This is a genomic window from Kitasatospora sp. NPDC018058 (assembly GCF_044327205.1).
GTDB lineage: Bacteria > Actinomycetota > Actinomycetes > Streptomycetales > Streptomycetaceae > Kitasatospora.
Genome location: NZ_JBIRFA010000010.1, coordinates 93979 through 119274, shown reverse-complemented (window position 1 = coordinate 119274; position 25296 = coordinate 93979). Strand labels below are relative to the sequence as shown.

Sequence of the window (25296 nt, the reverse complement as noted above, 5' to 3'; positions counted from 1 at the left end):
CGCGCGCGGCAACCCGCCGGGGTGCCTCCGCACCGTCGGAGCCGCCGGCGTTCACCGGTCCCACGGCGGCCCGCCGGCAACGCGACCGCGGTTCAGGCGTCGGCGTAGCCGCGGGTGAGGAGGTCGAAGGCGCGGGTGGCGTCGGCGACGGCTTCGGGGTGGAGGTCGTCGGCGGTGCGGACGTTGTCGTGGATGCGGTGCCAGTTGCGCAGCGCGAGGACGCGTTGGGTGGCGGTGACCTGGGCGGCGAGCAGGGGGGCGGTGAGCTCGTGCGGCGGGGCGAGGTCGGGGGCCTCGCGCAGGGCGTCGGCGAGGGACTGTTCGGCGCGGGCGACGTAGGTGCCGACCCGGGCGGCCAGGCTCGGGGTGCCGTAGACCAGGGCGGTGAAGGCCAGCACCTGGGGGTGGTCGTTGAGGCCGGTGACGGGGTCGCGCCGGGCGAGGCCGTCGAGGAAGTCCCGGCGCAGGGCGTCGAGCACCGACTCGCCGTCGACCCGGCCCCGGACCGCCTCGGCGGCCTGTTCCTGGTGGTCGGCGAAGCGGTGGACGACCAGGTCCTCCTTGCTGGGGAAGTAGCTGAACAGGGTCGGCTTGGAGACCTCGGCGGCGGCCGCGACGTCCGCCACCGACACCTGGTCGAAGCCGTGTTCCAGGAAGAGCGCGATGGCCGCCTCGGAGATGGCCTGCCGCGTCCGTTCCTTCTTGCGCTCCCGCAGTCCGCTCATGGGGCCAGGCTAACAGCAGCGGTTGACCGGGGCAGGTTTCTCACTCGGTATGACAGTCGGGATATCGGAAGCCGGGGCCGGGGGGCGAGGGGCGGGATCGAGGGATCAGGAGTCGAAGGACTCCATGATCCGCCGGACCGCCGCCACCACCGGTGCGCCCGCCCGGACCAGCGAGGCCACCCCGGAGATGTTGCGCAGCGCCCGTCGCAGGGTGGACGGCGATGCCTCGGCGCCGTCGCCCAGCGCCTCCAGTGACTCGTCCAGTACCTCGCGGTCCTCGGCCGGCACCTGTGCGCGCAACTGGTGGACGGCGGTGACGAGCTCGCGGAGCGCGGCCTGCGGGTCGACTGGGCCTTGGTTCTTGACGATGCCGATGTTGTGGTCGCCGTGCTGGGTGACCGAGTCGCCGAAGTGGAAGGAGTTGCTCACAGTCCGACCCGCTTTCCGGTGTTGTGGTCGCCGTGCTGGGTGATCTTGTCGCCGACGTGGAGGTTCTGGGCTCGGAATGAGAACTCGGCGTGGGGATTGTTGATCCCGTCTGTGATCATTCGAACCAGGCTCTCGATCGTTTGGCGATCGTGGCTTGTCAGGACGGTGGTCTTGGCGTTGGACATCTCGATGGCCAGCTTGTGTAGCGTCTTCTGGCGTAGTCGCTTGACCAGCTGCCAAAGGTAGATCAGAGCGACGATCGCCACTAATGCGCCTGCGCCGTCCGGAAAATGACCAGCCAGCACAACCAAGGTGCCGAGTAGCAATGAGAGCATCTGGAGGATGAACCGGCCGATTGTTCGTGAGCGGCGAGGTGCGGGCCAGATCGTCTGCTGTGTATGGACAATATGGCGCAGTGGATACATGTTGCCGCCGACCCACAGTGCTTGCCCGTGCACTCTGACAATTGTGCCATTGGATGCCAAGTGCTCTCCCCCTGCCACTAGTTGCTGGAAACCATAGCAACGGCAGGAGGCGGAATTTGCAGTGTTGAAAGATCACCCGGCCGGGCGGCGGGCGGTCACCCCGATCTCGATCCGCATCCGCGGGTCGGCCAGCCCGCGGCGGGGAGGAGCAGCAGAAGGTCTAGACGCTGCGGTCGGCCAGGACCTCGCGGACGACGTGGCGGGCGTTGGCGGTCAGGGCCGGGTCGGTGTGGCGGTAGTAGGGGATCGTCACCAGGGCGATGGAGAACGCCCAGGCGCGGCCGCGGGCCCACATCGCGTCGTCCGCGTGCAGGGCGGCCCGGAAGGTGGGGCGGGCGGCGGCGGGGAGCAGGTTCCAGGCGGCGATCAGGTCGGCGGTGGGGTCGCCGACGCCCATCAGGGCGAAGTCGATGACGGCGGCGAGCCGGCCGGTTCTGGAGACCAGCAGGTTGCCGGGGGTGAGGTCGCCGTGCATCCAGGTCGGTGGGCCCTCGTAGGCGGGGAGGCGCAGTGCCTTGTCCCACAGCGCGGTTGCGGCGGCGGTGTCGATCGCGCCGGCCAGCTGGGCGATCGCCGCGCGGGTGGCGCCGTCCCGGGAGGAGAGCGGGAGGCTGCGGTGCCCGGCCGGGCCGCCGGCGGGGTCGGCGGCGCGCAGGGCGTTGACGAAGCCGGCCAGGTCGCGGGCCAGTGCGTCGGGGGCGGCGAGGGCGCCGACGGCCGGGTTGACGCCGTCGAGCCAGCGCAGCACCGACCACTCCCACGGGTAGCCGGCGGCGGGGCGGCCGACGGCGACCGGTGCGGGGACGGGCAGCGGCAGTTTCGGTGCCAGTCGGGGCAGCCACTGGTGCTCCCGGCGGACGTCCCCGGCCGCCCACTCCACCCGGGGCAGTCGGACGGCGAGTTCGGGCCCGAGCCGGAACATCGCGTTGTCCGTCCCGGCGGACCCGACCGGCGTGACCGGAAGACCCACCCATTCGGGGAACTGGGCGGAGAGCAACCGCCGTACCAGGGCCGCGTCGACGACCGGTTCATCGGGGTGCATCCGGGCGGCAGCGCACATGCCCGGCAGCGTACAGCGCAGATCGCCGGGCTTCAGCCGGATTCCCGAACTACCGGGCCCGATAAGGTGAGGAGATGGTGATCAGTCAGCGGCCGGACGGGGAGCGCCGGGCACTGCGCGCGGCGCTGGGTGCGTTGGCGCTGCTCACGCTGCTGGGCGCGGTGGGCGACTACGGCGGACGCCAGGGCGGGCTGTTGGTGCTGCGTGAGTGGTTCGACCGGCCGCTGCTGCTGTTCACCGTCGCGCTGCCGCTGCTGCTGGTGGTGCTGTACTGCGTCACCTGGCGAGCCTGGATCCGGGTGGTCCTGGGCCTCGGCGTGCTGCTGACGGCCGCGGCGACGGTCCCGGTCTGGATCTTCCACGACTACCCGCAGGTCGTGGCGACGCACGGGACACCCGACCGGTCGGACCGTCGGATCGTCCGGCAGGAGCAGTCCGGGATGCTCAGTACCGCACAGTGGATCTTCGTCGACCAGGGCACCGGCCTGACCACCCGCCGCTGGCAGATCGCCTACGCGGACTTCACGTACGGGGACGTGATCGACGCGGCCTGGGACGGGCCGGACCGGATCAGGTTGACCTACGGCAGCCGGACGAAGGTGATCGAACTCGCCGCCGACGGCCGGCCCAGCGGCTCGCTCACGCTGGCGTGACCCGCACCCCCGATCGCCCCGCCCCGGCCCGTCGGGGTGGGAAGCCGCAACTTTGGCCCGCTCAAGCCTGATTGGAGCCGCCGCGGGACCGCGCCACGCCCGCCGCCCCGGGTGCGGCCGGGAGCCGTCACCGGTACCTGCCAGAATGCAGGGCGTACGGCGAACGCTCTGAAGGAGAAGGTGACCGGCTTCGTGACCACGCCAGTCGAACAGGGGGCCCGGCAGGCCCAGCAGGCGATCGAGCGGAAGATCGCCGAGGAACTGGGCGTCCGCGAGGGGCAGGTGAAGTCGGCCGTCGACCTGCTCGACGGCGGCGCGACCGTCCCCTTCGTGGCCCGGTACCGCAAGGAGGTCACCGGGTCGCTGGACGACGCCCAGCTGCGCACCCTGGAGGAACGGCTGCGCTACCTGCGCGAGCTGGAGGACCGCCGGGCGGCCGTCCTGGAGTCGATCGAGGCCCAGGGCAAGCTGGACGACGCGCTGCGCGCCCAGGTGCTCGCCGCCGACTCCAAGGCCCGCCTGGAGGACATCTACCTGCCCTTCAAGCCCAAGCGGCGCACCAAGGCGCAGATCGCCCGCGAGGCAGGGCTGGAGCCGCTGGCCGACACCCTGCTCGCCGACCCGACGCAGGACCCGGCCGTGCTCGCCGCCCGGTACCTGGGCGAGTCGGTGGCGGACGGCCCGGCCGCCCTGGAGGGTGCCCGGGCGATCCTGGTCGAGCGCTTCGGCGAGGACGCCGACCTGGTCGGCTCGCTGCGCGAGCGGATGTGGACCCGCGGCCGCCTGGTCGCCAGGGTCCGTGACGGCAAGGAGGGCGACGGCGCCAAGTTCGCCGACTACTTCGACTTCGCCGAGCCCTACACCAAGCTTCCCTCGCACCGCATCCTGGCGATGATGCGCGGCGAGAAGGAGGAGGTGCTCGACCTCGAACTCTCGCCCTACGACGGCGAGTCCGAGGGGGACCTGCCCGGCGAGAACGACTACGAGCAGCGCATCGCCGGCCGCTTCGGCATCGCCGACCGCGGCCGCCCGGCCGACAAGTGGCTGGGTGACACCGTCCGTTGGGCCTGGCGCACCCGCATCCTGGTCCGGCTGGGCATCGACCTGCGGGCCCGGCTGCGCGCCGAGGCCGAGGACGAGGCGGTGCGCGTGTTCGCCGCCAACCTGCGCGACCTGCTGCTCGCCGCCCCGGCCGGCACCCGCGCCACCATGGGCCTGGACCCGGGCTTCCGTACCGGCGTGAAGGTCGCCGTGGTGGACGCCACCGGCAAGGTCGTCGCCTACGAGACGATCTACCCGCACCAGCCCGCCAACAAGTGGGACGCGGCCCTGGCCACCCTGGCCGCGCTGGCGAGCAAGCACCACGTCGACCTGGTCGCGATCGGCAACGGCACAGCCTCCCGGGAGACCGACAAGCTCGCCGAGGACCTGATCAAGCGCCACCCCGAGCTGGGGCTCACCAAGGCGATGGTCAGCGAGGCCGGAGCCTCGGTCTACTCGGCCTCCGCGTTCGCCTCGCAGGAGCTGCCGGACCTCGACGTGTCGATCCGCGGCGCGGTCTCGATCGCCCGCCGTCTCCAGGACCCGCTGGCCGAACTGGTCAAGATCGACCCCAAGTCGATCGGCGTCGGCCAGTACCAGCACGACCTGAGCGAGGTGAAGCTCTCCCGCTCGTTGGACGCCGTGGTCGAGGACTGCGTCAACGCCGTCGGCGTGGACGTCAACACCGCCTCGGCGCCGCTGCTCACCCGGGTCTCCGGCGTCACCGCCACGCTGGCCGACAACATCGTCGCCCACCGCGACGCCAACGGCCCGTTCCGCACCCGCAAGCAGCTCAAGGACGTCGCCCGGCTCGGCCCCAAGGCCTTCGAGCAGTGCGCCGGCTTCCTGCGCATCCCCGGCGGCGAGGACCCGCTGGACGGCTCCAGCGTGCACCCCGAGGCCTACCCGGTGGTGCGTCGCATCCTCGCCTCGACCGGTGGGGAGCTGCGCGAGCTGATCGGCAACAGCGAACGGCTGCGCGCGCTGCGCCCGGCCGACTTCGCCGACGACACCTTCGGCGTCCCGACCGTCACCGACATCCTCGGCGAGCTGGACAAGCCGGGCCGTGACCCGCGCCCGGCCTTCCGCACCGCCGTCTTCAAGGAGGGCGTCGACAAGATCGGCGACCTGGAGGTCGGCATGGTGCTGGAGGGCGTGGTCACCAACGTCGCCGCCTTCGGCGCCTTCGTCGACGTGGGCGTCCACCAGGACGGGCTGGTGCACGTCTCGGCGCTGTCGAAGAACTTCGTCAAGGACCCGCGCGAGGTGGTCAAGCCCGGCGACATCGTCAAGGTCCGGGTGCTCTCGGTGGACGTGCCGCGCAAGCGGATCGGGCTCACCCTGCGGCTGGACGACGAGGTCGGCCGCGAGCGCGGCGACCGGGGCGACCGCGGCGGCGACCGGGGCGAGCGGCAGGCCCGCCCGCCGCGCCAGGAGCGGCGCGGCGGCGGCCAGGGCGGTCAGGGCGGCCGCGGCGACCGGGGTGGCTTCGGCGGCGGCGCGCCGGCCAACAGCGCCATGGCGGACGCGCTGCGCCGCGCGGGCTTGGCCGGTGGCGGCGACGGCGGCTCGGGCGACCGGCGCTCCGGGCGGCGCTGAGCGGTAGCGGCAGCGGAAACGGCCGGGGCCGGTGGGTGCGGGAACACCCACCGGCCCCGGCCGTCTTCTCGATCGGAAACCGATCAGTCTTCGATCAGTCCGATCAGAGACTGATCAGACCAGGATTTTCTCCTTGGCCTTCTGGTACTCCTCGTCGGAGATGGCGCCCTTCTCCTTCAGGTCCGCCAGTGTCGCCAGGTCGTCGACATGGCTGCGGCCGCCGGCGCCCTTGCCCGAGTCCGGCGCGGTCGAGGCCGCTTCCTGGACGTAGGCCTTGAACGCCGCCTCGGCCTTCTGGGCCTGTTCGATGTCCCGCTGCCCCATGCTCTGCCCGCGGGCGATGAGGTACACCAGGACGCCGATCAGGGGCAGGAGGATCACCAGGACCAGCCAGCCGGCCTTGCCCCAGCCGCTCAGGTCGTGGCTGCGGAAGATGTCCGTGATGATCTTGAACAGCAGGAAGAACCAGAGCACCCAGAGGAACAGCTCCAGCATCGTCCAGAAGATGTTGAGCAGCGGGTAGTCCGCGGCCAGCGATGCGGCCAACGCGTAGGTGTCCATGGCTGAGTCATATCATCGCAAAACGGGCATCGGCGCCTAGTGTTCCGCCGTTCCAGTGATCTTTCGAGGCCTCGGGAATACCGACCGGAGGGGCGGCCGGAGGGCCGACGGGACTGCCTCAGCCCCGACCGGCCCGCTCGTGCAGCTCCACCGCGAGCCCGATCAGCTCGCCCCACCACGCGTCGTGCCCGGTGAGCAGCAGCCGCTGCGCCTCGGCGGCCGGGACGGTCCGGACCTCGACCACCTGCTCGCCGTCCGCGGGATTGGTCGGCGTGGAGTCCAGCGCGACCTCGCCCCAGCCCCACAGCCAGGCCTTCTCCGGGTGCGGCTGCCACGGACGGTACGGCACCGGGTCGTCGGTGCGGCAGCGGTGCGCGCCCAGCCAGGCCGGCTCGCCGAGCAGCCGGGCCCCGGCCTCCTCGCGCAGCTCGCGCGTCAGGCAGGCGGCGACGGACTCGCCCTGCTCCCGGGTGCCGCCGGGCAGGAACCAGTGGTCCCGGTCGTCCCGGCACAGCACCACGCCGCCGTCGGCGAAGCCGACCAGGTGGATGTTGGTGACCAGATCGTCCGGCGGCAGCACGGTGGAGAACTGTGCGTCGTAGCGGCCCCAGGCCCAGTACTGCGGCGCGTGCAACGCCGGGAACAGAGCGGCGAGTTCGGCGGCTCTGGCGGAGGTGTCGGTGCGGCCCGTGGTGTCGGTCATTCGGTGATCGTAGTGCCGGCCGGGAAACGGCGGGGGGCGCTCTGGTGGACGAGGGTGATGTCGGAGGTGGAAACGGCGCGTGGCCGGCGGCGCTCCGGCTCGGCCGGGGCGCCGACCCAACTGCCCAGTGAGATCTCGGCCGTGATGCCCGGTCCGAAGCCGGCGATCAGCCCCGGGGTGCCCGCGGGCACGCCGCCGTCGGCGAACAGCCGGGCCAGGGCGTCGAAGACGACGGCACTGGCGATGTTGCCGCGCTCGGTCAGCGTGGCCCGGCTGTAACGGAAGGCCGCAGGCTCCAGGTTGAGGAAGTGGCACAGGTCGTCCAGGATGCGCGGGCCGCCCGCGTGGACGATGTAGAAGCCCAGCCCTGAGACGTCCCAGCCGTGCTGCCCGGCCAGGCCGCGCAGCGCGGGCGCGAGCATCTCCATGGTCCCGGGCACCCGCTTGTCCAGCTGGAAGTGGAAGCCGGTGTCCCTGACCCCGTACGAGATCCAGTTCTCGGTCTCCGGGACGAGGTGCGAGCCGTTGCGCTCGATCTCCACCCCGGTGCCGCCGTGCCCGCGCATCACCACGGCGGCGATCGCGTCCCCGAACAGGCCGTTGGAGAGCAGGGAGCCGACACCGAGGTCGGTCGGCTGGTAGCAGAGCGAGCAGAACTCGCAGGCGACGATCAGCACATTGGTGCCGGGGTAGGCGCGGCAGAAGTCGTGTGCCCGGTTGACGGCGGCGCCGCCGGCCGCGCAGCCGAGTTGGGCGATCGGCACCTGGCGGGTGTCGGAGCGGAAGCCCATGGTGTTGATCAGCCAGGCGGTCATCGACGGCATCATGAAGCCGGTGCAGGACACGTAGAGGATCAGGTCGATGTCCCGGGCCGCCAGTTCGGCGTGTCTGAGGGCGCGTTCGACCACCTCGGGGACGCGGGCCTTGGCCTCCCGCTCGTACACCTGGTTGCGGGCGGTGAAGCCCGGGTGGGTGAGGGTCTGCTCGATCGGCTGGACCAGGTGCCGGGTCCGCACCCCGGTGTTCTCGATCAGCCGCAGGGCCAGGCCGAGTCGGGGGTGGCCGGCGTGCAGGGTGCGGGCCAGGTCGAGGGTCTCGCCGAGGGTGATGACGTGTTCGGGCACGGCGATGGCGGGGCGGCAGAGTGTTGCCATGGTGTGGGTCTCCCCATGGGGGCCGGCCCGGGCGGGCCGGTGGGGGCACGCGGCGCGCTCGGCGGGCGGAATACGGATGTGTCGGACGGGGGCGCCGCGCGCTGCTGCGAGGCGGCGCGCGGCCGAAGTGGGGAGGGGCTACCAGGCGAGCGGCAGCGCGCGCGGGAAGCGCCAGATCGAGCCGGAGTCCCAATCGAGTTCGGACGGGTCGACGGCCAGCCGCAGCCGGGGGAAGCGCCGCAGCAGGGTGCCGATGGCGACCTGCAGCTCCATCCGGGCCAGATGCGAGCCGAGGCAGTGGTGCTGGCCGTAGCCGAAGGCCATGTGGGTGGGCGCGCCGCGGTCGAGGTCCAGCTCGTCGGGGCGCTCGTACACCGCAGGGTCCCGGTTGGCGGTCAGGTAGGAGACGTGCACGGCCTCGCCGGCCCGGATCAGCAACCCGCCCAACTCCACGTCCTCGACGGCGACCCGGGCGATGCCCACGCCCTGGCGGAACGGGATGAAGCGCAGCAGCTCCTCCAGCGCCTGCGGCAGCAGCTCCGGCTGGGCGCGGAGCTTGGCGAGCTGCTCGGGGTGGGTGAGCAGGGTGTAGGTGATGTTGCTGAGCTGGTAGGTGCTGGTGTCGTGGCCGGTGACCAGCAGGACCATGGCCATGACGGCCAACTCCTGGTCGTCCAGCAGCTCGTCGCCGTCGCGGGCGGTGGCGAGCGCGCTGATCAGGTCCTCGCCGGGGGCGGCGCGGCGGGCGGCGGTGAGTTCGGTGAAGTAGGCGCGCAGGCCCGCCTTGGCCTCCTCCTGGCCCTCCCGGCTGCCCGGGCCCATCCGCATCATCGCGACCGCCCACGTTCGCAGCTGGGCGCGGTCCTCCTCGGGGATCTCCAGGAGCTCGCAGATGGTGTGGAGCGGGAGCCGGCTGGAGAGGAAGTGGGCGAGGTCGGCCGGGGCGCCGTGTTCCTCCATCTCGTCCAGGTAGCCGTTGACGATGGCCTGTGTCCTGGCGCGCATCCGCTCGACCCGGCGGTTGGTGAAGCCCTGGGCGACCAGGCGGCGCAGCCGGTTGTGGCCGGGCGGGTCCATCAGGTTGATCGCCTCGGCCTGGGCGATCGCGGCGGGCGTCATCCGCGGCAGGTCGCGCCCGATGCCGGCGGCGCGGCTGAACCGGCGGTCGGCGGTGACCACCTTGACGTCCTCGTAGCGGGTGGCCAGCCAGGCCGCGCCCTCGCCGTGCGGCAGTCGGATCCTCGCGATCGGGGCCTCGGTGAGCAGCCGCTTGAGGAGGGGGTCGAACGCCAGGCCGTCGGTGTGGTGGAAGGGGCAGTCCCACACGGGGGCGGTGGTGGTCACGGGCCTGTCCAATTGTCTTCGTCATGCCGGGTGATGCCGACCCGAACGGTTCGTCATGGTTCGGGCAGGGACATGCAGATGTTCCCGCATGGACTGGCAAAAATGTGAATCCGTCGAACTCTTCCCACTATCGAGTGAGATAGATGATGGTCATGAGAATTGTCTTCGCTGATAAGGAAATTGACGGTCAGTCGGTGTCGCCCGGCGAGACCAGTCCGGTCTCATAGGCGAGCACCACCGCCTGGGCCCGGTCGCGCAGATTCAACTTGGCGAAGATCCGGGCGACATGCGTCTTCACCGTGGACTCGCTCAGGGTCAGTTCGGTCGCCAACTCGGTGTTGGACAGGCCGCGTCCGAGCAGCCCGAGTACCTCCACCTCGCGCGGGGTGAGCGGTGCGAGGTCGCGGTGCAGCCGGGGCGCGTCCGAGCCGCGGGCGGCGGGGTGCGGGGAGCCGGCCGCGAAGCGCTCGACCAGCCGACGGGTGATCGAGGGGGCGAGCAGGGCGTCGCCGGTGTCCACCAGTCGTACGGCGGAGGCGAGATGGGCCGAGGTGACGTCCTTGAGCAGGAAGCCGCTGGCCCCCGCGGACAGCGCGGCGTAGACGTAGTGGTCGAGGTCGAAGGTGGTCAGCATGATCACCCGACAGTCGGGGGCCTGGGCCAGGATGCGGCGGGCGGCCTCCAGGCCGTCCATGACCGGCATCCGGATGTCCAGCAGGGCCACGTCGGGCCGGTGCAGCACGGCCGCGGCCACCGCCTCGGCGCCGTCGGAGGCCTCGGCGACCACGTCGATGCCGCGTGCGGTGAGGATCATCCGGAAGCCGGTGCGGACCAGCTCCTGGTCGTCGGCGATCACCACCCGGGGGCGGCGCTGCTCGGTCGGCTCCACGGTCGCCCCCGTCACGGTCGGTCCAGCGGGATGCGGGCGCGCACCCGGTAGCCGCCGCCGATCCGGCGCCGGGCGTCCAGGTCCCCTCCGTACACCGCGACCCGCTCGCGCAGGCCGATCAGCCCGCGCCCGGCGCCGTCCGGCTCCGGCCGGTCCTTGCGCACGGGCGCGGCGGGCGCGCCGGAGAGCACGCTCGGCCCGCTGTTCAGCACCTCCACCCGCAGGTAGTGGTCCGCGTACCGCACCGTCACCTCAGCCGTCACCCCGTCCCCGTGCTTGAGCGCGTTGGTCAGCGCCTCCTGGATGATCCGGTACGCCGTCACGTCGATGCCACCGGGCAGCGGCCTCGGCTCGCCGGAGATCCGGACCTCGACCGGCAGCCCGGCGAAGGCGAACCGGTCGATCAGCGGGCTCAGCCTGGTCAGGCTCGGCTGCGGTGAGAAGCCCTCCTGCTCCGGCTCCTCGGTGCCGTCCGCGGCCGGGGCGAGCAGGCCCAGCAGATGCCGCAGCTCGGTCATCGCGTCCCTGCCCGCCGCCTCGACCGCGCCCATCGCGGCCGCGGCCTCTTCCGGCATGGTGGCCAGCACCTCGCGCGCGGCCCCGGCCTGCACCACCATCAGGCTCACATTGTGGCTGACGATGTCGTGCAACTCGGCGGCGATCCGCGCCCGTTCGGCGTCCACGGCGGCGCTGGCGGCGCTCTCCCGCTCCCGCTCCAGCAGCCAGCCGCGCTCGCCGATCGCCGCCCGGTACAGCCGCCGCGCCCGCATCAGCGCGACGCCCAGCCACCCGGCGCCCGCGCACGCCGTGCCCGCCACCGCGATCGCGGCCCATTCCGTCCCCGTTCCCCACACGAGGGCCAGCTTTCCAGGTCAGTGCTTGATCGACATCATCCGGGGGTGCTGCCCCCGTACATCCCCGGTACTACGGCGACCTGCGGTTACACCTGGGGTGGGACGCCCGGCCGGGGCCGCCGCGCCTACCGTCGTCGACCATGAGCAACGACCACGACGGGACCATCCGGCCGGACGACGCGCAGGTCGTCGTCGAGCTGTCCGGGGTGCACAAGGAGTTCGGCGACGCCAAGGCGCTCGACGGCGTCGACCTGCGGATCCGGGCGGGCGAGGCGGTCGCCGTGATGGGCCCCTCGGGGTGCGGCAAGTCCACCCTGCTCAACATGGTGGCCGGGTTGGACCGGCCCAGCTCCGGCACCGTCCGGGTGCAGGGGCAGGACCTCGGGCAGCTGAACGAGAACGGGCTGGCCCTGTTCCGCCGCCGCCACATCGGCATGATCTTCCAGTTCTTCAACCTGATCGACGACCTCCCGGCCCTCGACAACGTCGCGCTGGCCGCCCAGCTGACCGGCACCACGGCCAAACAGGCGCGGCGCCGAGCACTTGAGTTGCTGGACGAGCTCGGCGTCGCCCACCGCAAGGACGTCTACCCGGCCTCGCTCAGCGGCGGCGAGCGCCAGCGCGTCGCGGTGGCCCGCGCCCTGATGAACCGTCCGGCGCTGCTGCTCGCCGACGAGCCGACCGGCGCGCTGGACAGCCGCTCGGGCGAGCAGGTGATGGACCTCCTGATCGACCTCAACCAGATCGGGCAGACCCTGCTGATCGTCACCCACGACCCCAACCTGGCCACCCGCTGCGCCAGTCGGCTGGTCGAGGTCGCGGACGGCAAGGTGGCGCGCGAGCGGATGCTGGAGGCCCAGTCGTGAGTGGTGCTGTGTGGCGCGCCTCCCGGGCGGCGGTGAAGCGCCGCCGGGTGCAGACCATCGTGATCGGGCTGGTGGTGTTCTGCTCCACCGCGACCGTGCTGCTCGCCCTGGCGGTGATCAGTGCCGCCCGGGCTCCCTTCGACGCCGCCTTCGAGGCCGAGCACGGTGCGCACGTCACCGCCCTGTTCGACCCGGCCAAGGCCTCGGCGGAGCAGCTGGCCGCCACCGCCCACCGGCCGGGCGTCGAGGCGGCCGCCGGGCCCTTCGACGAGGCCGTGGTGACCATCCCCACCGACTGGGTCGGCCGTCCGCCCGGACCGCTGACCCTGGTCGGCCGGGCCGACCCGGCGGCCGCGCCGGTGGACCGGGTGGATCTGCTGGCGGGTCGTTGGGCCACCGCGCCCGGCGAGGTGGTCATCAACAACCCGGGCGGGGGCAGCGGGGCGTGGAACCTCGGCTATCAGCTCACCACCAGCACGGGGCTGAAGCTCACCATCGTCGGCTTCGCGACCGACATGAGCCAGTCCTCCGGCGGTTGGGTCACCCCCGAGCAGGCGGCCGCCCTGCACCCCACCGCCCGGCAGATGCTCTACCGCTTCACCGACGCGGGCACCGAGCAGCAGCTCACTGCCTCGCTCGGCAACACCACCGAGGGCCTGCCCAAGGACGCCGTTGCCAGCGCGCAGTCGTACCTGGTGCTCAAGCAGGCCTTCTCGGCGGGCGCCGACGCCTACCTGCCGCTGATGACGGTCTTCGGCGTGCTCGGCCTGGTGGTCGCCGCGCTGATCGTCGGCAACGTGGTGAGCGGTGCGGTGGTCTCCGGTTACCGGCACATCGGCGTCCTGAAGTCGATCGGCTTCACCCCGCGCCAGGTGGTCATCGTCTACCTGACCATGGTCTCGGTTCCTGCGGTCGTCGGCACCGTCCTCGGGACGGCGGCCGGCTGGGCGGCCTCGTACCCGATCCTCCTGGCCGCCTTCTCCGGGATCTCGACCGGCACCGCCGTGATCGAGCCGGCCGGCTGGCTGCCCGCCGCCACCCTGATCAGCGTCCCGCTGCTGGTCGCCCTCGCCGCCCTCGTCCCCGCCTCGCGCGCCCGCCGGCTCTCCGCCGCCCAGGCCATCTCGGCCGGAAGCGCGCCGCGCACCGGGCGTGGGTTGAAGGTCCAGCGCTGGCTCAGCGGCACCCGGCTGCCGCGCGCCGTCAGCCTCGGCCTCGGCCAGCCCTTCGCCCGCCCGGCCCGCACCGCGCTGACCATGGCGGCGATCGTGCTCGGCGTGGTCACCGTGACCGTGACCACCGGGGTGAGCGGCACCCTGGCCAAGTCCATGGCCGCGCCCGACCGCAACACCCACATCGACGTGCAGACCAGTGCCTTCTCCGAGAACAAGGTCGCGCCCCGGCTGACCCCGGAGCAGACCACGGCGACGCTGCGGGCCACCCCCGGCGCCGACCAGGTCTCCGTCCGCGGGCTGGTCCGGGTCGGCATCGTGGGCCAACCCCAGCTCGTCTTCGCCAACTTCTACGGTGGCGACGCCATGGTCGACCACCGGCGGCTCAACGTGGTCGAGGGCCGCCCGGCGACCGGGCTGGGCGAGATCGAGGCCGGGCCGGCCTTCCTCGACCAGCACGGGCTCAAGCTCGGCGACCGGGTCACCCTGCTCCTGGACGGGCGGCAGACCGCCGTCACCCTCGTCGGCGAGGAGGCCGCAGGCAACGCCAATGCGATCACCTCCAACGACGCCACCAGGGCTTTGCTCACCCCCGACCCGCATGTGGTCGAGTACGACGTGCGGCTCGCCGCCGGCACCGATGCCGCGGCCTACCAGAAGGCCGTCACGGCCGCCGACCCGAGCCTGTCGGCCTCGGTGGTCACGCCGGGCACGGAAGGGTCGATCGTCGCGATCCAGACCTTCAGCACGACCTTCACCGTCCTGCTGTCCGTGGTCGCCGCGCTCGGTGTCTTCAACACCCTGCTGCTCACCATCCGGGAGCGCCGCCGCGACCTCGGCATGCTCAAGTCGATCGGGATGACGCCCCGGCAGGTCGTCGCGATGACGGTCACCTCGGTGGCCTGGCAGGGCGTGGCCAGCGGGATCATCGGCATCCCGCTCGGGATCCTGGTGCACCGGTTGATCGTCGAGAACGTCGCGATCATCCACTTCTCGGACAAGATGATCGACGTCTGGGGTGCCCCGCTGCTGGCCGGCCTCGCCCTCGCGGGCGTGGCGATCGCCGTCCTCGGCGCGCTCGTCCCGGCCCGCTCGGCGGCCCGGCTGCCGATCGCGGAGGTGCTGCACAACGAGTGACGTCCGGCAGGAGGGGGACGGCCGGGCGGGGAACCGCCCGGCCGCCCGTCGCGTCCCAACTCCCGTTGACGCCGGGGGACGCGGCGAGGCGGGTGTCCGTCAACTCCTCGGGCCCGGGCCGTCGGGCGGCCACCACGCTCGGCGGCGTCGTGCTGTTCCGGCTGGGGCAGAGCCTGCCGCTGCCCGGCGTCGACCCGGCGGTCCTGGGTCGGGTCGCGGACCGTATCCTGTCAGGCGACCAACTGTGCGGTTTGGACGAACTGGTGACCGGCGGACGACGATCTCCCGGCGGTATGCCGATCATCTGACGTGCCATCAAGCGTGACGCCGGAGCGCCTATCATCGCGCCATGGCCACCGCTGAGCTGATCCGCATCGTCTCCCGCTCCTCACCCATGGCGCTCGCCCAGGTCGAGCGGGTCCGCACCGAACTCGCCACCCTGCACCCGGGGCTGCGCACCGAGGTGGTGCCGGTCACCACCTCGGGCGACCGCTGGACCGGCGACCTCGCCAAGCTGGGCGGCAAGGGCGCGTTCACCAAGGAGGTCGACGCCGCGCTGCTCGCCGGGGAGGCCGACGTCGCCGTGCACTGCCTCAAGGACGTACCCGCCGACCGCCCGCTGCCCGCCGGCACCGTCTTCGCCGCCTACCTGCGCCGCGACGACATCCGCGACGCCCTGGTCCACCCCGGCGGCCTGACCCTGGCCGAACTCCCGCCCGGCACCCGGCTCGGCACCTCCTCCGTCCGCCGGGTCGCCCAACTCGCCGCCTCCCACCCGCACCTGGAGTGCGTCCCGATCCGCGGCAACGCCAACAGCCGGCTCGCCAAGCTGGCGGCGGGGGACGTGGACGCGCTGCTGCTCGCCGTCTCCGGCCTGGAGCGGATCGGCGAGCAGGCCCGGATCACCGAGGTCCTCGGCGTCGAGGAGATGTGCCCGCCGATCGGCGCCGGCATCCTCGTCCTGCAGTGCCGCGAGGACGACGCCGCGACCATCGAGGCCGTCACCGGCCTGGGCCACCCCGGCACCTGGCGCGAGGCGGCGGCCGAGCGGATGTTCCTGCACGTGCTGCAGGGTCACTGCAACAGCCCGATCTCCGGCTACGCCAAGGCCGAGGAGGACGGCCGCCTCTCGCTGCGCGGCCGGGTCTTCACCCCGGACGGCAAGCGGGTGCTGGACGCCCACGAGTGGGCTGGCGCGCTCAGCCCGGAGGACCTCGGCACCTCGGTGGCGCTGGCGCTCAAGCGGCAGGGGGCGCAGGAGCTGATCGCCTCGATCCCGCACTGAGGCCGCTCCCGGTCCCGGGGGTCAGGCTTTACCGGCGCGATCTTTTCCGCCGCGCCCGCTGCTGACATGATTCGGTCTGCACGACGCCGCAACTGACGTTGCGTCAGGCGGTGTTGATTCAAAGAGTGCGGATCGATCGCGGGCGAGCCGGTCGGCCCGGCCTGTGACCTGTTCAGCCTCGGGCGGGTGCTCTGCCACGCCGCCGGGAGCGACCCGTACGGGGGTGGCGGCAACCCGCAGGAACTGCTCTACCGGATCATGTACACCGAGCCGGACCTCACGCGCGTGCCCGAGGCGCTGCGCCCGGTCGTCGCCGCCTGCCTGGCCCGCCGCCCGCAGGACCGGCCCACCCCCGCCCAGCTGCTGGAGCGGCTCGACCCGCTCGGCGACGGCGTCCACACTCTGACCGCCCAGGCGACCGGGAGGCGCCTGGGCGTCGCCGGCGGCGACAGCCGGAGGCGGTGGCTGACCCCGGTCGCTGAGGCGATCGCCACGCCACCGTGGGCAGGGCGCTGCCCACGGTGGCGGATGCCCAGCGGCGTCCGATCAGTCGCTACGACCTGGCCGGCAGGACGTTCTTGGTGTAGGCGCTCGCGGCCTCGCCCTGCACGTAGAAGTTGCCGGGCGGGGTGAAGTCGCAGGCGATGAACGTGTCGTGCCAGTAGAAGCCATCGCCGGCGGGGCCGCCTTCGCGCGCCCCGCCCACCCTCGCGCAGCCGACGGCGGTCGTGGCCTTCCACACGAGCTGGGTGAAGCTGCCCGTCTCGTAGGCCTGGTCGGGTCCGGGGTTGTTGAAGTCGTAGTGCCCGGCTTGGCCGTACCAGCTCTCCACGGCCGCCTTGCAGGTGCTCGGCGTGTACGGCGTGTTCGGGTCAGGGGTGCCGCGCGAACCCCAGTAGAGGTTCTCGCCGTACCCCGGGGCCAGGCCGTCGTGGTTGAAGTTGCCGGGCTGCGAACTCCGCAGCGCCCGGGTCTTGGCGTGGTCCACGGCCTTCTGGTCGATGGTGAGCGGCGATGCCTGGTGCTTGGCCCGGTAGGCGTTGATCGCGGTGAGGCATTCGTTCTGGAAGTCGGAAGTCGTCTGGTCCGACATGGTCCGCGGGGACTGTCCGTCGGCCCACACGGGCTGTGCTGCCGTCATCACGGCCATGGTCGCCGCGGCTGCGGCGAGGACGATCCTGCGGATCGGACGTGCGGTCAAGGCATTCTCCTCATCCCGTCGATAGTGCCGATCTGCTCAACGCGGCAGGAGGCGCCAGGACACGGAGATCCACAACCGGACGGCTCGACGGACCGCGGCCGCCCGGAGCCCGGCGAGTCCCGTCCCGGATCCGTCGTGATGCGGTCGGCCCCGGCGCAGAACCGAGCGGGCGTTCGGGGCGTCCGTTGTGGCGTGATCAGTGCGGTGCTCGGCGGGATGCCGAATTTCTGGCCCGGGCTGCTGCTCTCGCTGGTGCCGGCGGCTCTGCTGAACCGGCCGGTGGGGCGGCTGCTGCGGGCCCATTGGGTGGTGGGCTTCCTGCTGCTGCTCGGGCTCGGCGGGGTCGTCGTGGCGACACTGCTGCCGGACGCGTTCCAGCTGTCGGAGGACGTCGTGCGGCACTGCACGGTGCGGGGCGGGCGACCGCGCTCGCCGCACGAACTGCTGCACGTGCGGCACATCGAGCTCAAGCTGGCGACCTACGTCCCGGTGGGCTTCGCCGCCGCCCTGGCCGGGACGCGGCGGCGGGCGGCGGTGGCGCTGCTGGGCGCCGCCGCGCTGCCGTTCGGGGTGTCGGTGCTGCAGTACGCGGTGCCGGCGATCGGGCGGGCGTGCGATGTGCAGGACGTCTGGGACGGCGTGCAGGGCGTCGTGCTGGGGGCGGCGCTGGGGCTGGTGGTCGGGCCGGTGCTGCGGGCGGTGACCAGGTCCCGGGCGCGCTCGCGGGCGGCCTGACGAGGCGGCCCGACTACTGGTCGAGCAGCGGGAACAGGCGCGTCACGGCGGCGACCGGACGGGCCCCGGCGGGACGGGTGGCCGGGTCGTCGTCGCGGCCGCGGTAGCGGGCGAGCACCTGCCGGACGGCTTCGCCGACGGCGGTCAGTTCCTCGGGGGTCAGGTAGACGACGGCGCTGAAGGCCTCGTCCTGCCGCCAGTCGGCCGGGGCCTCGGCGCGCCGGGCCAGCCAGCGCTGGTAGCTCTCGTCCTCCAGGCCTCGGGCCAGTTCGCCGAACTCGGCGTCGTCGGGCGCGGGTTGGTCCTGCGGCAGCCGCCACGGCCGGGCCCGTCCGTCGACGGCCGGCGCCTCCTCGATCAGCCCGTACCGGGCCAGCTGCCGCAGGTGGAACGAGCACAGGCCCGAGCTGTACCCGAGCCGGGCGGCCGCTTCCGTGGAGGTGACGGTGCCGCGTTCGGCGAGCAGCCCCAGCAGCGCGGTGCGGACGGCGTGCTCGGGGAGCGAGCCGGTTCTGACGAAGTCTTCGGTCACTTTGCAAAGTCTGCTACTTTGCAAAGCCGACAGCAAATCCATCGAGGGAGCACCCGTGTCCGAGCTGCGCGAACGCCCGACCGTCCTGCGGATCACCGAGGTGGGGGAGGAGATCCTCCGGCGCACCTGCCGCACGGCGACGGAGGAGGACTTCGGCAGCGAGCGCCTGGCCCGGCTCATCGAGTCCATGTTCACCACGATGTACGTCGCCGACGGCTGCGGCCTCGCCGCCAACCAGGTGGACGTGGACCTGCGCCTGTTCGTCTACGACTGCACCGACGAGGAGGGCGTCAGGCACGTCGGCCACGTGCTCAACCCGGTCGTCGACGAGCAGGAGCCCGGCCGTCGCCTGATCGAGGACACCGAGGGCTGCCTCTCCGTACCCGGCGCCAACACCCGACTCGCCCGCCCGGCCCACGCGGTGGTGCGCGGCGTCGACCAGCACGGCACCCCGGTCACGATCGAGGGCACCGGCTACTTCGCCCGCTGCCTCCAGCACGAGACCGACCACCTGAACGGTCACCTGTACATCGACCGGCTCTCCGCCCGCGACCGGAAGCGGATGATGAAGCAGACCGCGGACCGCCGCGAGAAGGTGTTCGCCGAGCGTGCCGCCAAGGCGGCCAAGGTGGTTGAGGCCGGACGCTAGGGTGGCGCGGTGACCGAACCCGCCCACCTCGCCGCCGTCCGGGAGTCGTACGACACCCTCGCCGCCGACTACCTCCGCCTCGTCGTCCCGCCGGAGGGCATGGATCCGGTCTCAAGGGCGATGCTCGCCGCCTTCGCCGAGCTGGTCCGGGAGTCGGGCGGCGGCCAGGTCGCCGATCTCGGGTGCGGGCCGGGGCGGGTGACGGCGTATCTGGACGGTCTCGGCCTGTCGGCCTTCGGCGTCGACGTGTCGGGTGAGATGGTCGCCCTCGCCCGTCGGGCCTACCCCCAACTGCGCTTCCTGCGCGGCTCGATGGCCGCCCTCGACGTTGCCGACGGCGCCCTCGGCGGCGTCCTCGCCTGGTACTCCGTCCACCACACCCCGCCGGAGCGACTGCCGCAGCTGTTCGCCGAGTTCGCCCGCGTCCTCGCCCCCGGCGGTCACCTGCTGCTGGGTGGCCACGCCGGTGACGCCCGGCTGTGCCCGGCGGAGGCGTACGGCCACCCGGTGTCGTACGCCGCGCACCTGGTTCCGGCAGACCGCCTCGCCGGGCTGCTGGAGCAGGCCGGCTTCACGGTCACGACCCGGCTCGAACAGCCGAACCCGCGGCACGCGGATCGGTCCTATGTGTGCATTCTGGCGCGCTTCGAAGGCGGTGCCCCCGAGCGCGTCATCGCCGACCACCACATGGTCGCCGACAGTAGCGGAACCCAGCCGGAGCGCGACCGCCGGTGTCCTGCTGCCCGGAACCCGGGCTGACCCCTCGCCCGCCCTCCGGGGCGCAACGCGGACGGGCGTGGAGCCGCTTCCCGGCCCTGGTTGCCGGGCAGGTGTCGACGGCGCAGGCTGGAAGAACCCAAGGGCCCGGTGTGCCGGGTCAGGAGGTGAGGTTCGCGATGAGCAGGCTTGAGGAACAGATCACCATAGACGCCCCCGCGCATGAGGTCTGGGGTCGGCTGCACGACGTCGAGGCCTATCCGACGTTCATCGACGGCATCCAACGTGCTTATGCGCCCAGCAGCGACCGCGCCCATCTGGACGTGCGGGCTGGCGACGTGCAGCGGGAGTTCGACGCCGTTCTCACCGACCGAGGCAACGAGCAGGTCCTCGCCTGGGAGACGCAGGGCAGTCCGGAGCTGAAGGGCACACTCTCGGTGCGGGCGCTGGACCGAGACCACAGCCAGCTGCAGGTGCAGGTGGAGTACGAGCCGGAGGCCATCCACGACACCTTCGGCGGACCGCGGGGCATGGCCCAGGTCCACCGGATCGAGAACACCGTCCGGGGCGACCTGGAGCAGTTCAAGAACATGCTGGAGTCGGAGCGGTAGCCATCCGGCGTGAAGCCGGAGAACGTCGGAGCGGCGGCGAGCCTCGGGTGGTGATCAGCACGGCGAACCCCTCGGGGTGCCCCGCCGCCCACCCGGAACCCCCGGGCTGATCCGGACTCCCTCCTCCGTCCGGGCGCGCCAGAAAGGAGTGGGAAGTCGGCCCCACCGACTTCCCACTCCTCGCGGTGCCCCCGTCCATACCCGGTGACAAGGGCTCTGGTCGCTCCCGCGCACCGGGCGCGTCTGCCCCAGTCTCATAACGCGGCGGGCGAGCCATGCGTGAGGTCGATTCCGCCCACGGCGTGACCCGTCCTCTTGAGCCGAGGGGTTCGGGGTCGTCCCTGACAGAAGATCAGGGTTCATCGGGGGCCCAACCCTGATGATCTTGGCGTCCGGGTTCGGGAGACTCATCGTGCGGGCCGGGAAACGACCACCGGTCCGGATGACGATCAGTCTGGAGACGGACCTCACGTGAACGCCTACACGAACCGCACCCGTTGGGCCGTTGTCGCCGCCGCCGGCGCTCTGGCGGCCGCGCTGACGGTCGGGGCGGGCGCGCCCGCCCTCGCCGCGACGCCCGCCGCCCCGTCCGCCGGTGCGTCCGCGAGTGCGTCCGCGCTGCCGCCGCTGGACCAGGCGGCCATCCGGGCCGCTCTCGCCAAGCGGCCCGCCGCCGACGTCTCGGCCGCCTTCGTGCGCGTCACCGGCTCCGGTGGGCGGTTCGAGGGCACCTCGGGGGAGGACGGCATGGACATCGACCCGCACGGCAGGTTCCGGGTCGGCTCGATCTCGAAGGTCTTCACCGCCACCGTCGTCCTCCAGCTCGCCGCCGAGGGCCGGATCGACCTGGACGGCAGCGTCCAGCAGTACCTCCCGGACTTCCCCTACGCGTCGGTCAAGGTCGGCCAGCTGCTCAACCACACCAGTGGACTGCCCGGCGGCTCCAACGTGCCCTGGGGCGACGGCACCACCACCTGGTTCGCCGAGCACCGCTTCGACTCGTTCACCCCCGAGCAGGTCCTCGCCACGATGGCCGGCCAGCCGTTGGGCTTCCAGTCCGGCACCGCCCAGCAGTACAACGGCATGAACACCTTCGTCGCCGGGCTGATCGTCGAGAAGGTCACCGGTAACAGCTACGCCGACGAGCTGCGCGAGCGGATCATCCGCCCACTCGGCCTGCACGACACCTCCCTCCCGGACGCCGACGACCCGGAGCTGCGGCACCCCGCCACCCACCCGTACCTGACCGTCCCCGACGCGGACGGCGGCTCGCACCGCGTGGACGTGACCGAGCAGAGCCCGTGGCCCTGGGCCGAGGGCGGCATGATCTCCACCGCCCCCGACCTGGACCGCTTCATGACCGCCCTGTTCCGGGGGCGCCTCCTCCCGTCGGCCGAGCAGGAGAAGCTGTTCACCGTTCCCGACGTGCCCGTCGCCGATCACAGCAGCCACTGCCCGGGCGGCAAGGCGTGCATGAGCATGGGGCTTGAGCGCCTTGAGGCCAACGGCGTCGTGGCCTGGGGCAAGACCGGATCCCGCCCCGGCTACACCAGCGGCGTCTTCGCCACCCGCGATCTCGCCCGCAAGGTCGTGTACTCGGTCGACCCGACCGCCCTGAACGGCGCCGAAACCCCGTACGCCCTCGGGCTCCTGGTCACCGCCTTCGGCCTGGGTGCCAAGTCCTGACGGGGCGACAGCTCTGCGGGCCCGCCGGAGCGGGGCGGGCCCGCCGCCTCCTGCGCGGGAAGTCGGTCCCGCCGACTTCCCGCGCGTCTCCACCCGTGTGACGACCGACAGCTGGCTCGCGCGGGGGAGGGGGTCGGGCCCTGCGGTGGAGGTGGGGCCGGGGTGGTGTCCGCGACGGTGGACACATGCTGAAGAACATCCCGGTGGGTGACACCGAGCGCCCCGTCCCCCGTTGGGCCCTGCGTCTCGCCAAGGCCCTCCCGTTCATCGTGCTGCCGCACTGCCTGTGGCGGCTGCCGTTCGCGTTCGACTTCCGGATGGGCACCGTCGACCCGAACGCCGGGCCGTACGTCTGGTGGGCAGCCCCGTACGTGTTCGGCCTGAGTGTGATCACCGAGGCGCTGACGATCCTCACCCTGGGACTGGTCAGCGGCTGGGGCGAGGTGTACCCGCGCTGGGTGCCGTTCCTGCGGGGCCGCCGGGTGCCGCCGCTCGCGGCGGTCGTTCCGGCGGTGTTGGGCGGGCTGACCCTGGTCGCGCTCTTCGACGGCATGCCCCTCGCCTGGCTCGGCGTGTTCAAGGAGGTCGGCTACAGCAACGGCTGGTGGATGGCACTGGGCCGCATCTGCACCTCGACGGCGACGTTCTGGGGCCCCATCACCCTCGTCCTCGCCTGGGCCTACTACCGCCGCCGTCGTCCTGCGGTCGCCTGACCGGCGGGCGCCGGCTCGCTCGCAATCCGTCCCCGTCCGCCCACACGTCACGCGCAGGAAGTCGGATCCGCAGACTTCCTGCGCTGCTGCGGGTCAGTGCGTCCGGTAGTACTCGCCGACCGACGCGAAGGCGGCCTTCGGCTCCCAGGGCAGGCCGGGGTGAGCGCTGCCGGAGCGGTCCTCGTAGACCTTGACGACGCCGTAGCTGGCGAGGTCGAGGTCCTCGATCGGGTCGCCGTCCGGGCGGTGGGTGAAGTCGTACAGAGCGAAGGTGAACACGAAGGCGGCGTCGACCCCGCCGGCCTCGAAGGCCTCCAGCAGCTCGTGCAGGTAGGCGGCCTGGCCGGGCTCGTCGCGCTCGTAGGCGGCCTTCAGGCGCACCGGGCCGTCGGCGTCGTACTCGACGACGTCCAGGCCGAGGGCGCCCCGGTCGCCCGCGCCCCGGTAGGTGGCCGAGCCGAACTCGGTGATGGCGACCGGCTTGCCCTGCGCCGTCAGGTCGCGGACGCCGTCGGCGAAGCGGTCGGCGGTCTCGGCGGAGCGGTAGAGGTCGAGGGAAATGACGTCGAAGGGCGCCCAGTCGACCCGCTCCAGCGGGACGGCGGCGTAGGTGACCGGCCCGGCGAAGTGCTCGCGGACGGAGGCCACCGCCTTGCCGAGGAACTCGTTGACCCTGCCGCTGACCGCGCCGAGGTGCTCGCGCACCGCCTCCGGCCGGGCGAGCAGCGCGATCCGCTCGTCCGTGCCGTCCCCGGGCAGGAAGCCCGGGTTCATGAGACTGAGTTCGGCGCCGGCCACGAACACCACCTCGGCCCCGCGCCGCCGCAGCCGTTCCGCCCGCTCGGCGCAGTCGGCGAACAGCCGCAGCATCTCGTCGCCGGTCAGCTCCAGAGGGTACGGGGAGTACCAGATATCCAGTCCGAGGTCGGCGGCGTACCCGGCCGCGAGCTCGATCCGATCCGGGTCCCCGCCCATGATCCGGACGGCGGTGCAGTGCAGCTCGTCGCGGATGATCCGCAGTTCCTGCTCGACCACCTCGGGGTCGAACCGCTTGCGGGAGTACGCCCCGTCCCTGACGAACCCGGTGTCGTAGCTGATTCCCTTGGCGCGCATGGTCTCCTGCCTTCGTGGCTCACTGGAAACTTACGGTACGGCCAGTACCGTAGTTGCCGTCGCCTCGGGATGGCAAGAAGGATGGGGCGGGACGGTGCGGGCGACAGCGAGTGCGGAGCGTGGGCATGGCCGGGCAGACGCGGCGGCGCGGGGCGGCGCTGGAGGAGGCGATCCTCCGGGCGGCGGTCGCGGAGCTCGTCGAATCCGGGTACGCCGGGTTGACCATGGACAAGGTCGCCACCCGCGCCGGCACCAACAAGAACGCCATCTACCGCCGCTGGCCCAACCGCCTCGCGCTCGGCATCGCCGGCTACAAGCAGCTCGCCAAGGCCGCGCCGCTCCCCGACACGGGTGAACTGCGCGGTGACGTCCTGGAGCTGCTGCGCCAGGCGAACCGGCACTGGAGCTCCCCGCTCGGCGCGATCCTGCGCGAGCTGCTGGCTGCGGCGGGCGGCGCGACGGAGGTCCTGGCGCAGCTGCAGGACCAGTCCGGCGACGCGGCGGCCGCCCCCTGGCTCACCGTCCTTGGTCGCGCGGTCGCCCGCGGTGAGGCGGCCCCCGAGGTGCTGCATCCGAGGGTGGCGACGGTGGCGATGGTGCTGCTGCGCAACGAGTTCGTCGTGCGCGGGGTGCCGACGGCGCCCGACGACGTGCTCGTGGAGATCGTCGACGAGGTGTACCTGCCGCTGGTGCGGCGCCGCGGCCCCCTCGCCTAGACCGCCGCGCTCCCCCTGGCCAGGGAGTCGGCCAGCCGCTCGGCGACGGTCCCGTCCAGCGGGCCGTGGCCGAGGAGGAAGCGGTACCAGAACACCCCGTAGACCTGGTCCACGATCAGGTCCAGGTCGGCGTCCCCGGCCAGTTCGCCGCGCTCCCGCCCCCGGGAGAGCAGGTCGCGCAGGGCGGTCCGGCGGGTGCCGATGAAGCTCTGCATCAGTTCGGCGAGGTGCGGGTCGCGGGCGGCCTCGCGGGTGAGGGTGCGCAGCGCGGAGGCGGTGGTGCCGTGCTGGACGGCGTCGAAGGTGGCGGCGATGAAGGCGCGCAGGTCGGTGCGCAGGGCGCCGGTGTCGGGGCCGGAGACGTCCTGGTCGGCGCGGTCGGTGAGGGCGTCGAGCAGCACGGCGCCCTTGGAGGGCCACCAGCGGTAGACGGTCTGCTTGCCGACGCCGGCGGCGCGGGCGATGGCGTCGATGGTGACGGGCGTGTCGTCGGACTCGGCGAGCAGTTTCAGTGCGGCGTCCAGGATCGCGCGGTGGGCGGCCTCGTTGCGGCGGCGGCCGGTGTGCGGCCGGGTGGAGGGGGCCTGCTCGGCCTGGGGTTCGGTGTCGCTCATCGTGGTCGTCCCTTTCTTCTTGCCCCCGCTTGACAAGACTAGCAGTCTCGAC

General features: G+C 72.4%; 27 protein-coding genes. 13 read left to right on the top strand and 14 right to left on the bottom strand.

The genetic code is table 11. The features are described from left to right. Positions 1–92 precede the first annotated feature (92 nt). The 4 genes from ACH4E7_RS16465 to ACH4E7_RS16450 all read right to left on the bottom strand — a co-directional run bounded on the left by ACH4E7_RS16465 (position 93) and on the right by ACH4E7_RS16450 (position 2699). Positions 93–725, bottom strand: coding sequence for a TetR/AcrR family transcriptional regulator (locus ACH4E7_RS16465; RefSeq protein ID WP_396249738.1), 633 nt, complete (start codon positions 723–725; stop codon positions 93–95). Positions 726–830: 105 nt separating this feature from the next. Then, positions 831–1154 (bottom strand): hypothetical protein, encoded by a 324-nt coding sequence (locus ACH4E7_RS16460; RefSeq protein WP_396249737.1) that lies wholly within the window; start codon positions 1152–1154, stop codon positions 831–833. After that, the gene (locus ACH4E7_RS16455) at positions 1151–1612 is read right to left on the bottom strand and encodes a DUF6232 family protein (RefSeq protein ID WP_396249736.1); all 462 of its coding nucleotides are present in this window, start codon (positions 1610–1612) and stop codon (positions 1151–1153) included. The genes ACH4E7_RS16460 and ACH4E7_RS16455 overlap by 4 nt, the downstream gene beginning before the upstream one ends. A 187-nt stretch (positions 1613–1799) precedes the next feature. Then, on the bottom strand, positions 1800–2699 hold the full coding sequence (locus ACH4E7_RS16450) for an aminoglycoside phosphotransferase family protein (RefSeq protein WP_396249735.1): 900 nt from the start codon (positions 2697–2699) through the stop codon (positions 1800–1802). 74 nt (positions 2700–2773) lie between these two features. On the opposite strand from ACH4E7_RS16450, the gene ACH4E7_RS16445 reads away from it, so the two are divergent. Further along, on the top strand, positions 2774–3352 hold the full coding sequence (locus ACH4E7_RS16445) for a hypothetical protein (protein WP_396249734.1): 579 nt from the start codon (positions 2774–2776) through the stop codon (positions 3350–3352). Between the two features lie 192 nt (positions 3353–3544). Then, complete coding sequence (locus ACH4E7_RS16440) at positions 3545–5992, top strand: Tex family protein (protein WP_396249733.1); 2448 nt, start codon at positions 3545–3547, stop codon at positions 5990–5992. Between the two features lie 114 nt (positions 5993–6106). Here ACH4E7_RS16440 and ACH4E7_RS16435 read toward each other — a convergent pair whose 3' ends face one another. The 6 genes from ACH4E7_RS16435 to ACH4E7_RS16410 all read right to left on the bottom strand — a co-directional run bounded on the left by ACH4E7_RS16435 (position 6107) and on the right by ACH4E7_RS16410 (position 11497). After that, positions 6107–6553, bottom strand: a complete 447-nt coding sequence (locus ACH4E7_RS16435) for an SHOCT domain-containing protein (protein WP_396249732.1) — start codon at positions 6551–6553, stop codon at positions 6107–6109. A gap of 118 nt (positions 6554–6671) precedes the next feature. After that, positions 6672–7256, bottom strand: a complete 585-nt coding sequence (locus tag ACH4E7_RS16430) for an NUDIX domain-containing protein (RefSeq protein ID WP_396249731.1) — start codon at positions 7254–7256, stop codon at positions 6672–6674. After that, complete coding sequence (locus tag ACH4E7_RS16425; protein WP_396249730.1) at positions 7253–8410, bottom strand: type III polyketide synthase; 1158 nt, start codon at positions 8408–8410, stop codon at positions 7253–7255. The genes ACH4E7_RS16430 and ACH4E7_RS16425 overlap by 4 nt, the downstream gene beginning before the upstream one ends. 138 nt (positions 8411–8548) lie before the next feature. Beyond that, positions 8549–9754, bottom strand: a complete 1206-nt coding sequence (locus ACH4E7_RS16420; RefSeq protein ID WP_396249729.1) for a cytochrome P450 — start codon at positions 9752–9754, stop codon at positions 8549–8551. Positions 9755–9941: 187 nt separating this feature from the next. Then, positions 9942–10658, bottom strand: coding sequence for a response regulator (locus ACH4E7_RS16415; RefSeq protein WP_396249728.1), 717 nt, complete (start codon positions 10656–10658; stop codon positions 9942–9944). Next, positions 10655–11497: a sensor histidine kinase gene (locus ACH4E7_RS16410; protein ID WP_396249727.1), complete on the bottom strand. Its 843-nt coding sequence runs from the start codon at positions 11495–11497 to the stop codon at positions 10655–10657. The genes ACH4E7_RS16415 and ACH4E7_RS16410 overlap by 4 nt, the downstream gene beginning before the upstream one ends. 140 nt (positions 11498–11637) lie before the next feature. Here ACH4E7_RS16410 and ACH4E7_RS16405 point away from each other — a divergent pair, with 140 nt between their 5' ends. The 4 genes from ACH4E7_RS16405 (at position 11638) to hemC (ending at position 15957) form a co-directional block, all read left to right on the top strand. Next, positions 11638–12363, top strand: a complete 726-nt coding sequence (locus ACH4E7_RS16405; RefSeq protein ID WP_396249726.1) for an ABC transporter ATP-binding protein — start codon at positions 11638–11640, stop codon at positions 12361–12363. After that, the gene (locus ACH4E7_RS16400; RefSeq protein ID WP_396249725.1) at positions 12360–14672 is read left to right on the top strand and encodes an ABC transporter permease; all 2313 of its coding nucleotides are present in this window, start codon (positions 12360–12362) and stop codon (positions 14670–14672) included. The genes ACH4E7_RS16405 and ACH4E7_RS16400 overlap by 4 nt, the downstream gene beginning before the upstream one ends. A 92-nt stretch (positions 14673–14764) precedes the next feature. Continuing rightward, complete coding sequence (locus ACH4E7_RS16395; RefSeq protein ID WP_396249724.1) at positions 14765–14980, top strand: hypothetical protein; 216 nt, start codon at positions 14765–14767, stop codon at positions 14978–14980. A gap of 41 nt (positions 14981–15021) precedes the next feature. Then, positions 15022–15957 (top strand): hydroxymethylbilane synthase, encoded by a 936-nt coding sequence (hemC, locus tag ACH4E7_RS16390; protein WP_396249723.1) that lies wholly within the window; start codon positions 15022–15024, stop codon positions 15955–15957. A gap of 553 nt (positions 15958–16510) precedes the next feature. Here hemC and ACH4E7_RS16385 read toward each other — a convergent pair. Next, positions 16511–17158, bottom strand: coding sequence for a CAP domain-containing protein (locus tag ACH4E7_RS16385; RefSeq protein WP_396249722.1), 648 nt, complete (start codon positions 17156–17158; stop codon positions 16511–16513). A gap of 216 nt (positions 17159–17374) precedes the next feature. Between ACH4E7_RS16385 and ACH4E7_RS16380 the strand changes: the two genes are divergently transcribed. Beyond that, positions 17375–17893: a hypothetical protein gene (locus ACH4E7_RS16380; RefSeq protein ID WP_396249721.1), complete on the top strand. Its 519-nt coding sequence runs from the start codon at positions 17375–17377 to the stop codon at positions 17891–17893. A gap of 13 nt (positions 17894–17906) precedes the next feature. On the opposite strand, the gene ACH4E7_RS16375 is transcribed toward ACH4E7_RS16380, so the two are convergent. Continuing rightward, on the bottom strand, positions 17907–18425 hold the full coding sequence (locus ACH4E7_RS16375) for an ArsR/SmtB family transcription factor (protein ID WP_396249720.1): 519 nt from the start codon (positions 18423–18425) through the stop codon (positions 17907–17909). Between the two features lie 40 nt (positions 18426–18465). Here ACH4E7_RS16375 and def point away from each other — a divergent pair, with 40 nt between their 5' ends. From def to ACH4E7_RS16350, 5 genes are all read left to right on the top strand, one after another. Beyond that, positions 18466–19074, top strand: coding sequence for a peptide deformylase (gene def / locus ACH4E7_RS16370; RefSeq protein WP_396249881.1), 609 nt, complete (start codon positions 18466–18468; stop codon positions 19072–19074). Between the two features lie 9 nt (positions 19075–19083). Further along, positions 19084–19833, top strand: a complete 750-nt coding sequence (locus ACH4E7_RS16365; protein WP_396249719.1) for a methyltransferase domain-containing protein — start codon at positions 19084–19086, stop codon at positions 19831–19833. A gap of 137 nt (positions 19834–19970) precedes the next feature. Then, the gene (locus tag ACH4E7_RS16360) at positions 19971–20402 is read left to right on the top strand and encodes an SRPBCC family protein (protein WP_396249718.1); all 432 of its coding nucleotides are present in this window, start codon (positions 19971–19973) and stop codon (positions 20400–20402) included. Positions 20403–20873: 471 nt separating this feature from the next. Continuing rightward, a complete protein-coding gene (locus ACH4E7_RS16355; RefSeq protein WP_396249717.1) occupies positions 20874–22088 on the top strand; it encodes a serine hydrolase domain-containing protein in 1215 nt (404 codons plus the stop codon). A 185-nt stretch (positions 22089–22273) separates the two neighbouring features. Beyond that, entirely contained in the window at positions 22274–22801 is a 528-nt protein-coding gene (locus ACH4E7_RS16350; RefSeq protein ID WP_396249716.1) for a hypothetical protein, read from the top strand. Positions 22802–22894: 93 nt separating this feature from the next. Here ACH4E7_RS16350 and ACH4E7_RS16345 read toward each other — a convergent pair whose 3' ends face one another. Then, positions 22895–23914: a hypothetical protein gene (locus ACH4E7_RS16345; protein ID WP_396249715.1), complete on the bottom strand. Its 1020-nt coding sequence runs from the start codon at positions 23912–23914 to the stop codon at positions 22895–22897. A 125-nt stretch (positions 23915–24039) separates the two neighbouring features. Here ACH4E7_RS16345 and ACH4E7_RS16340 point away from each other — a divergent pair, with 125 nt between their 5' ends. Continuing rightward, positions 24040–24630 carry a TetR/AcrR family transcriptional regulator gene (locus ACH4E7_RS16340; protein ID WP_396249714.1) on the top strand — a complete coding sequence of 197 codons (591 nt, stop codon included), beginning with the start codon at positions 24040–24042 and terminating at the stop codon, positions 24628–24630. Here the strand turns inward: ACH4E7_RS16340 and ACH4E7_RS16335 are convergent. Then, a complete protein-coding gene (locus ACH4E7_RS16335) occupies positions 24627–25244 on the bottom strand; it encodes a TetR/AcrR family transcriptional regulator (RefSeq protein ID WP_396249713.1) in 618 nt (205 codons plus the stop codon). The two genes, ACH4E7_RS16340 and ACH4E7_RS16335, sit on opposite strands and share 4 nt — an antisense overlap. Positions 25245–25296: the final 52 nt, after the last annotated feature.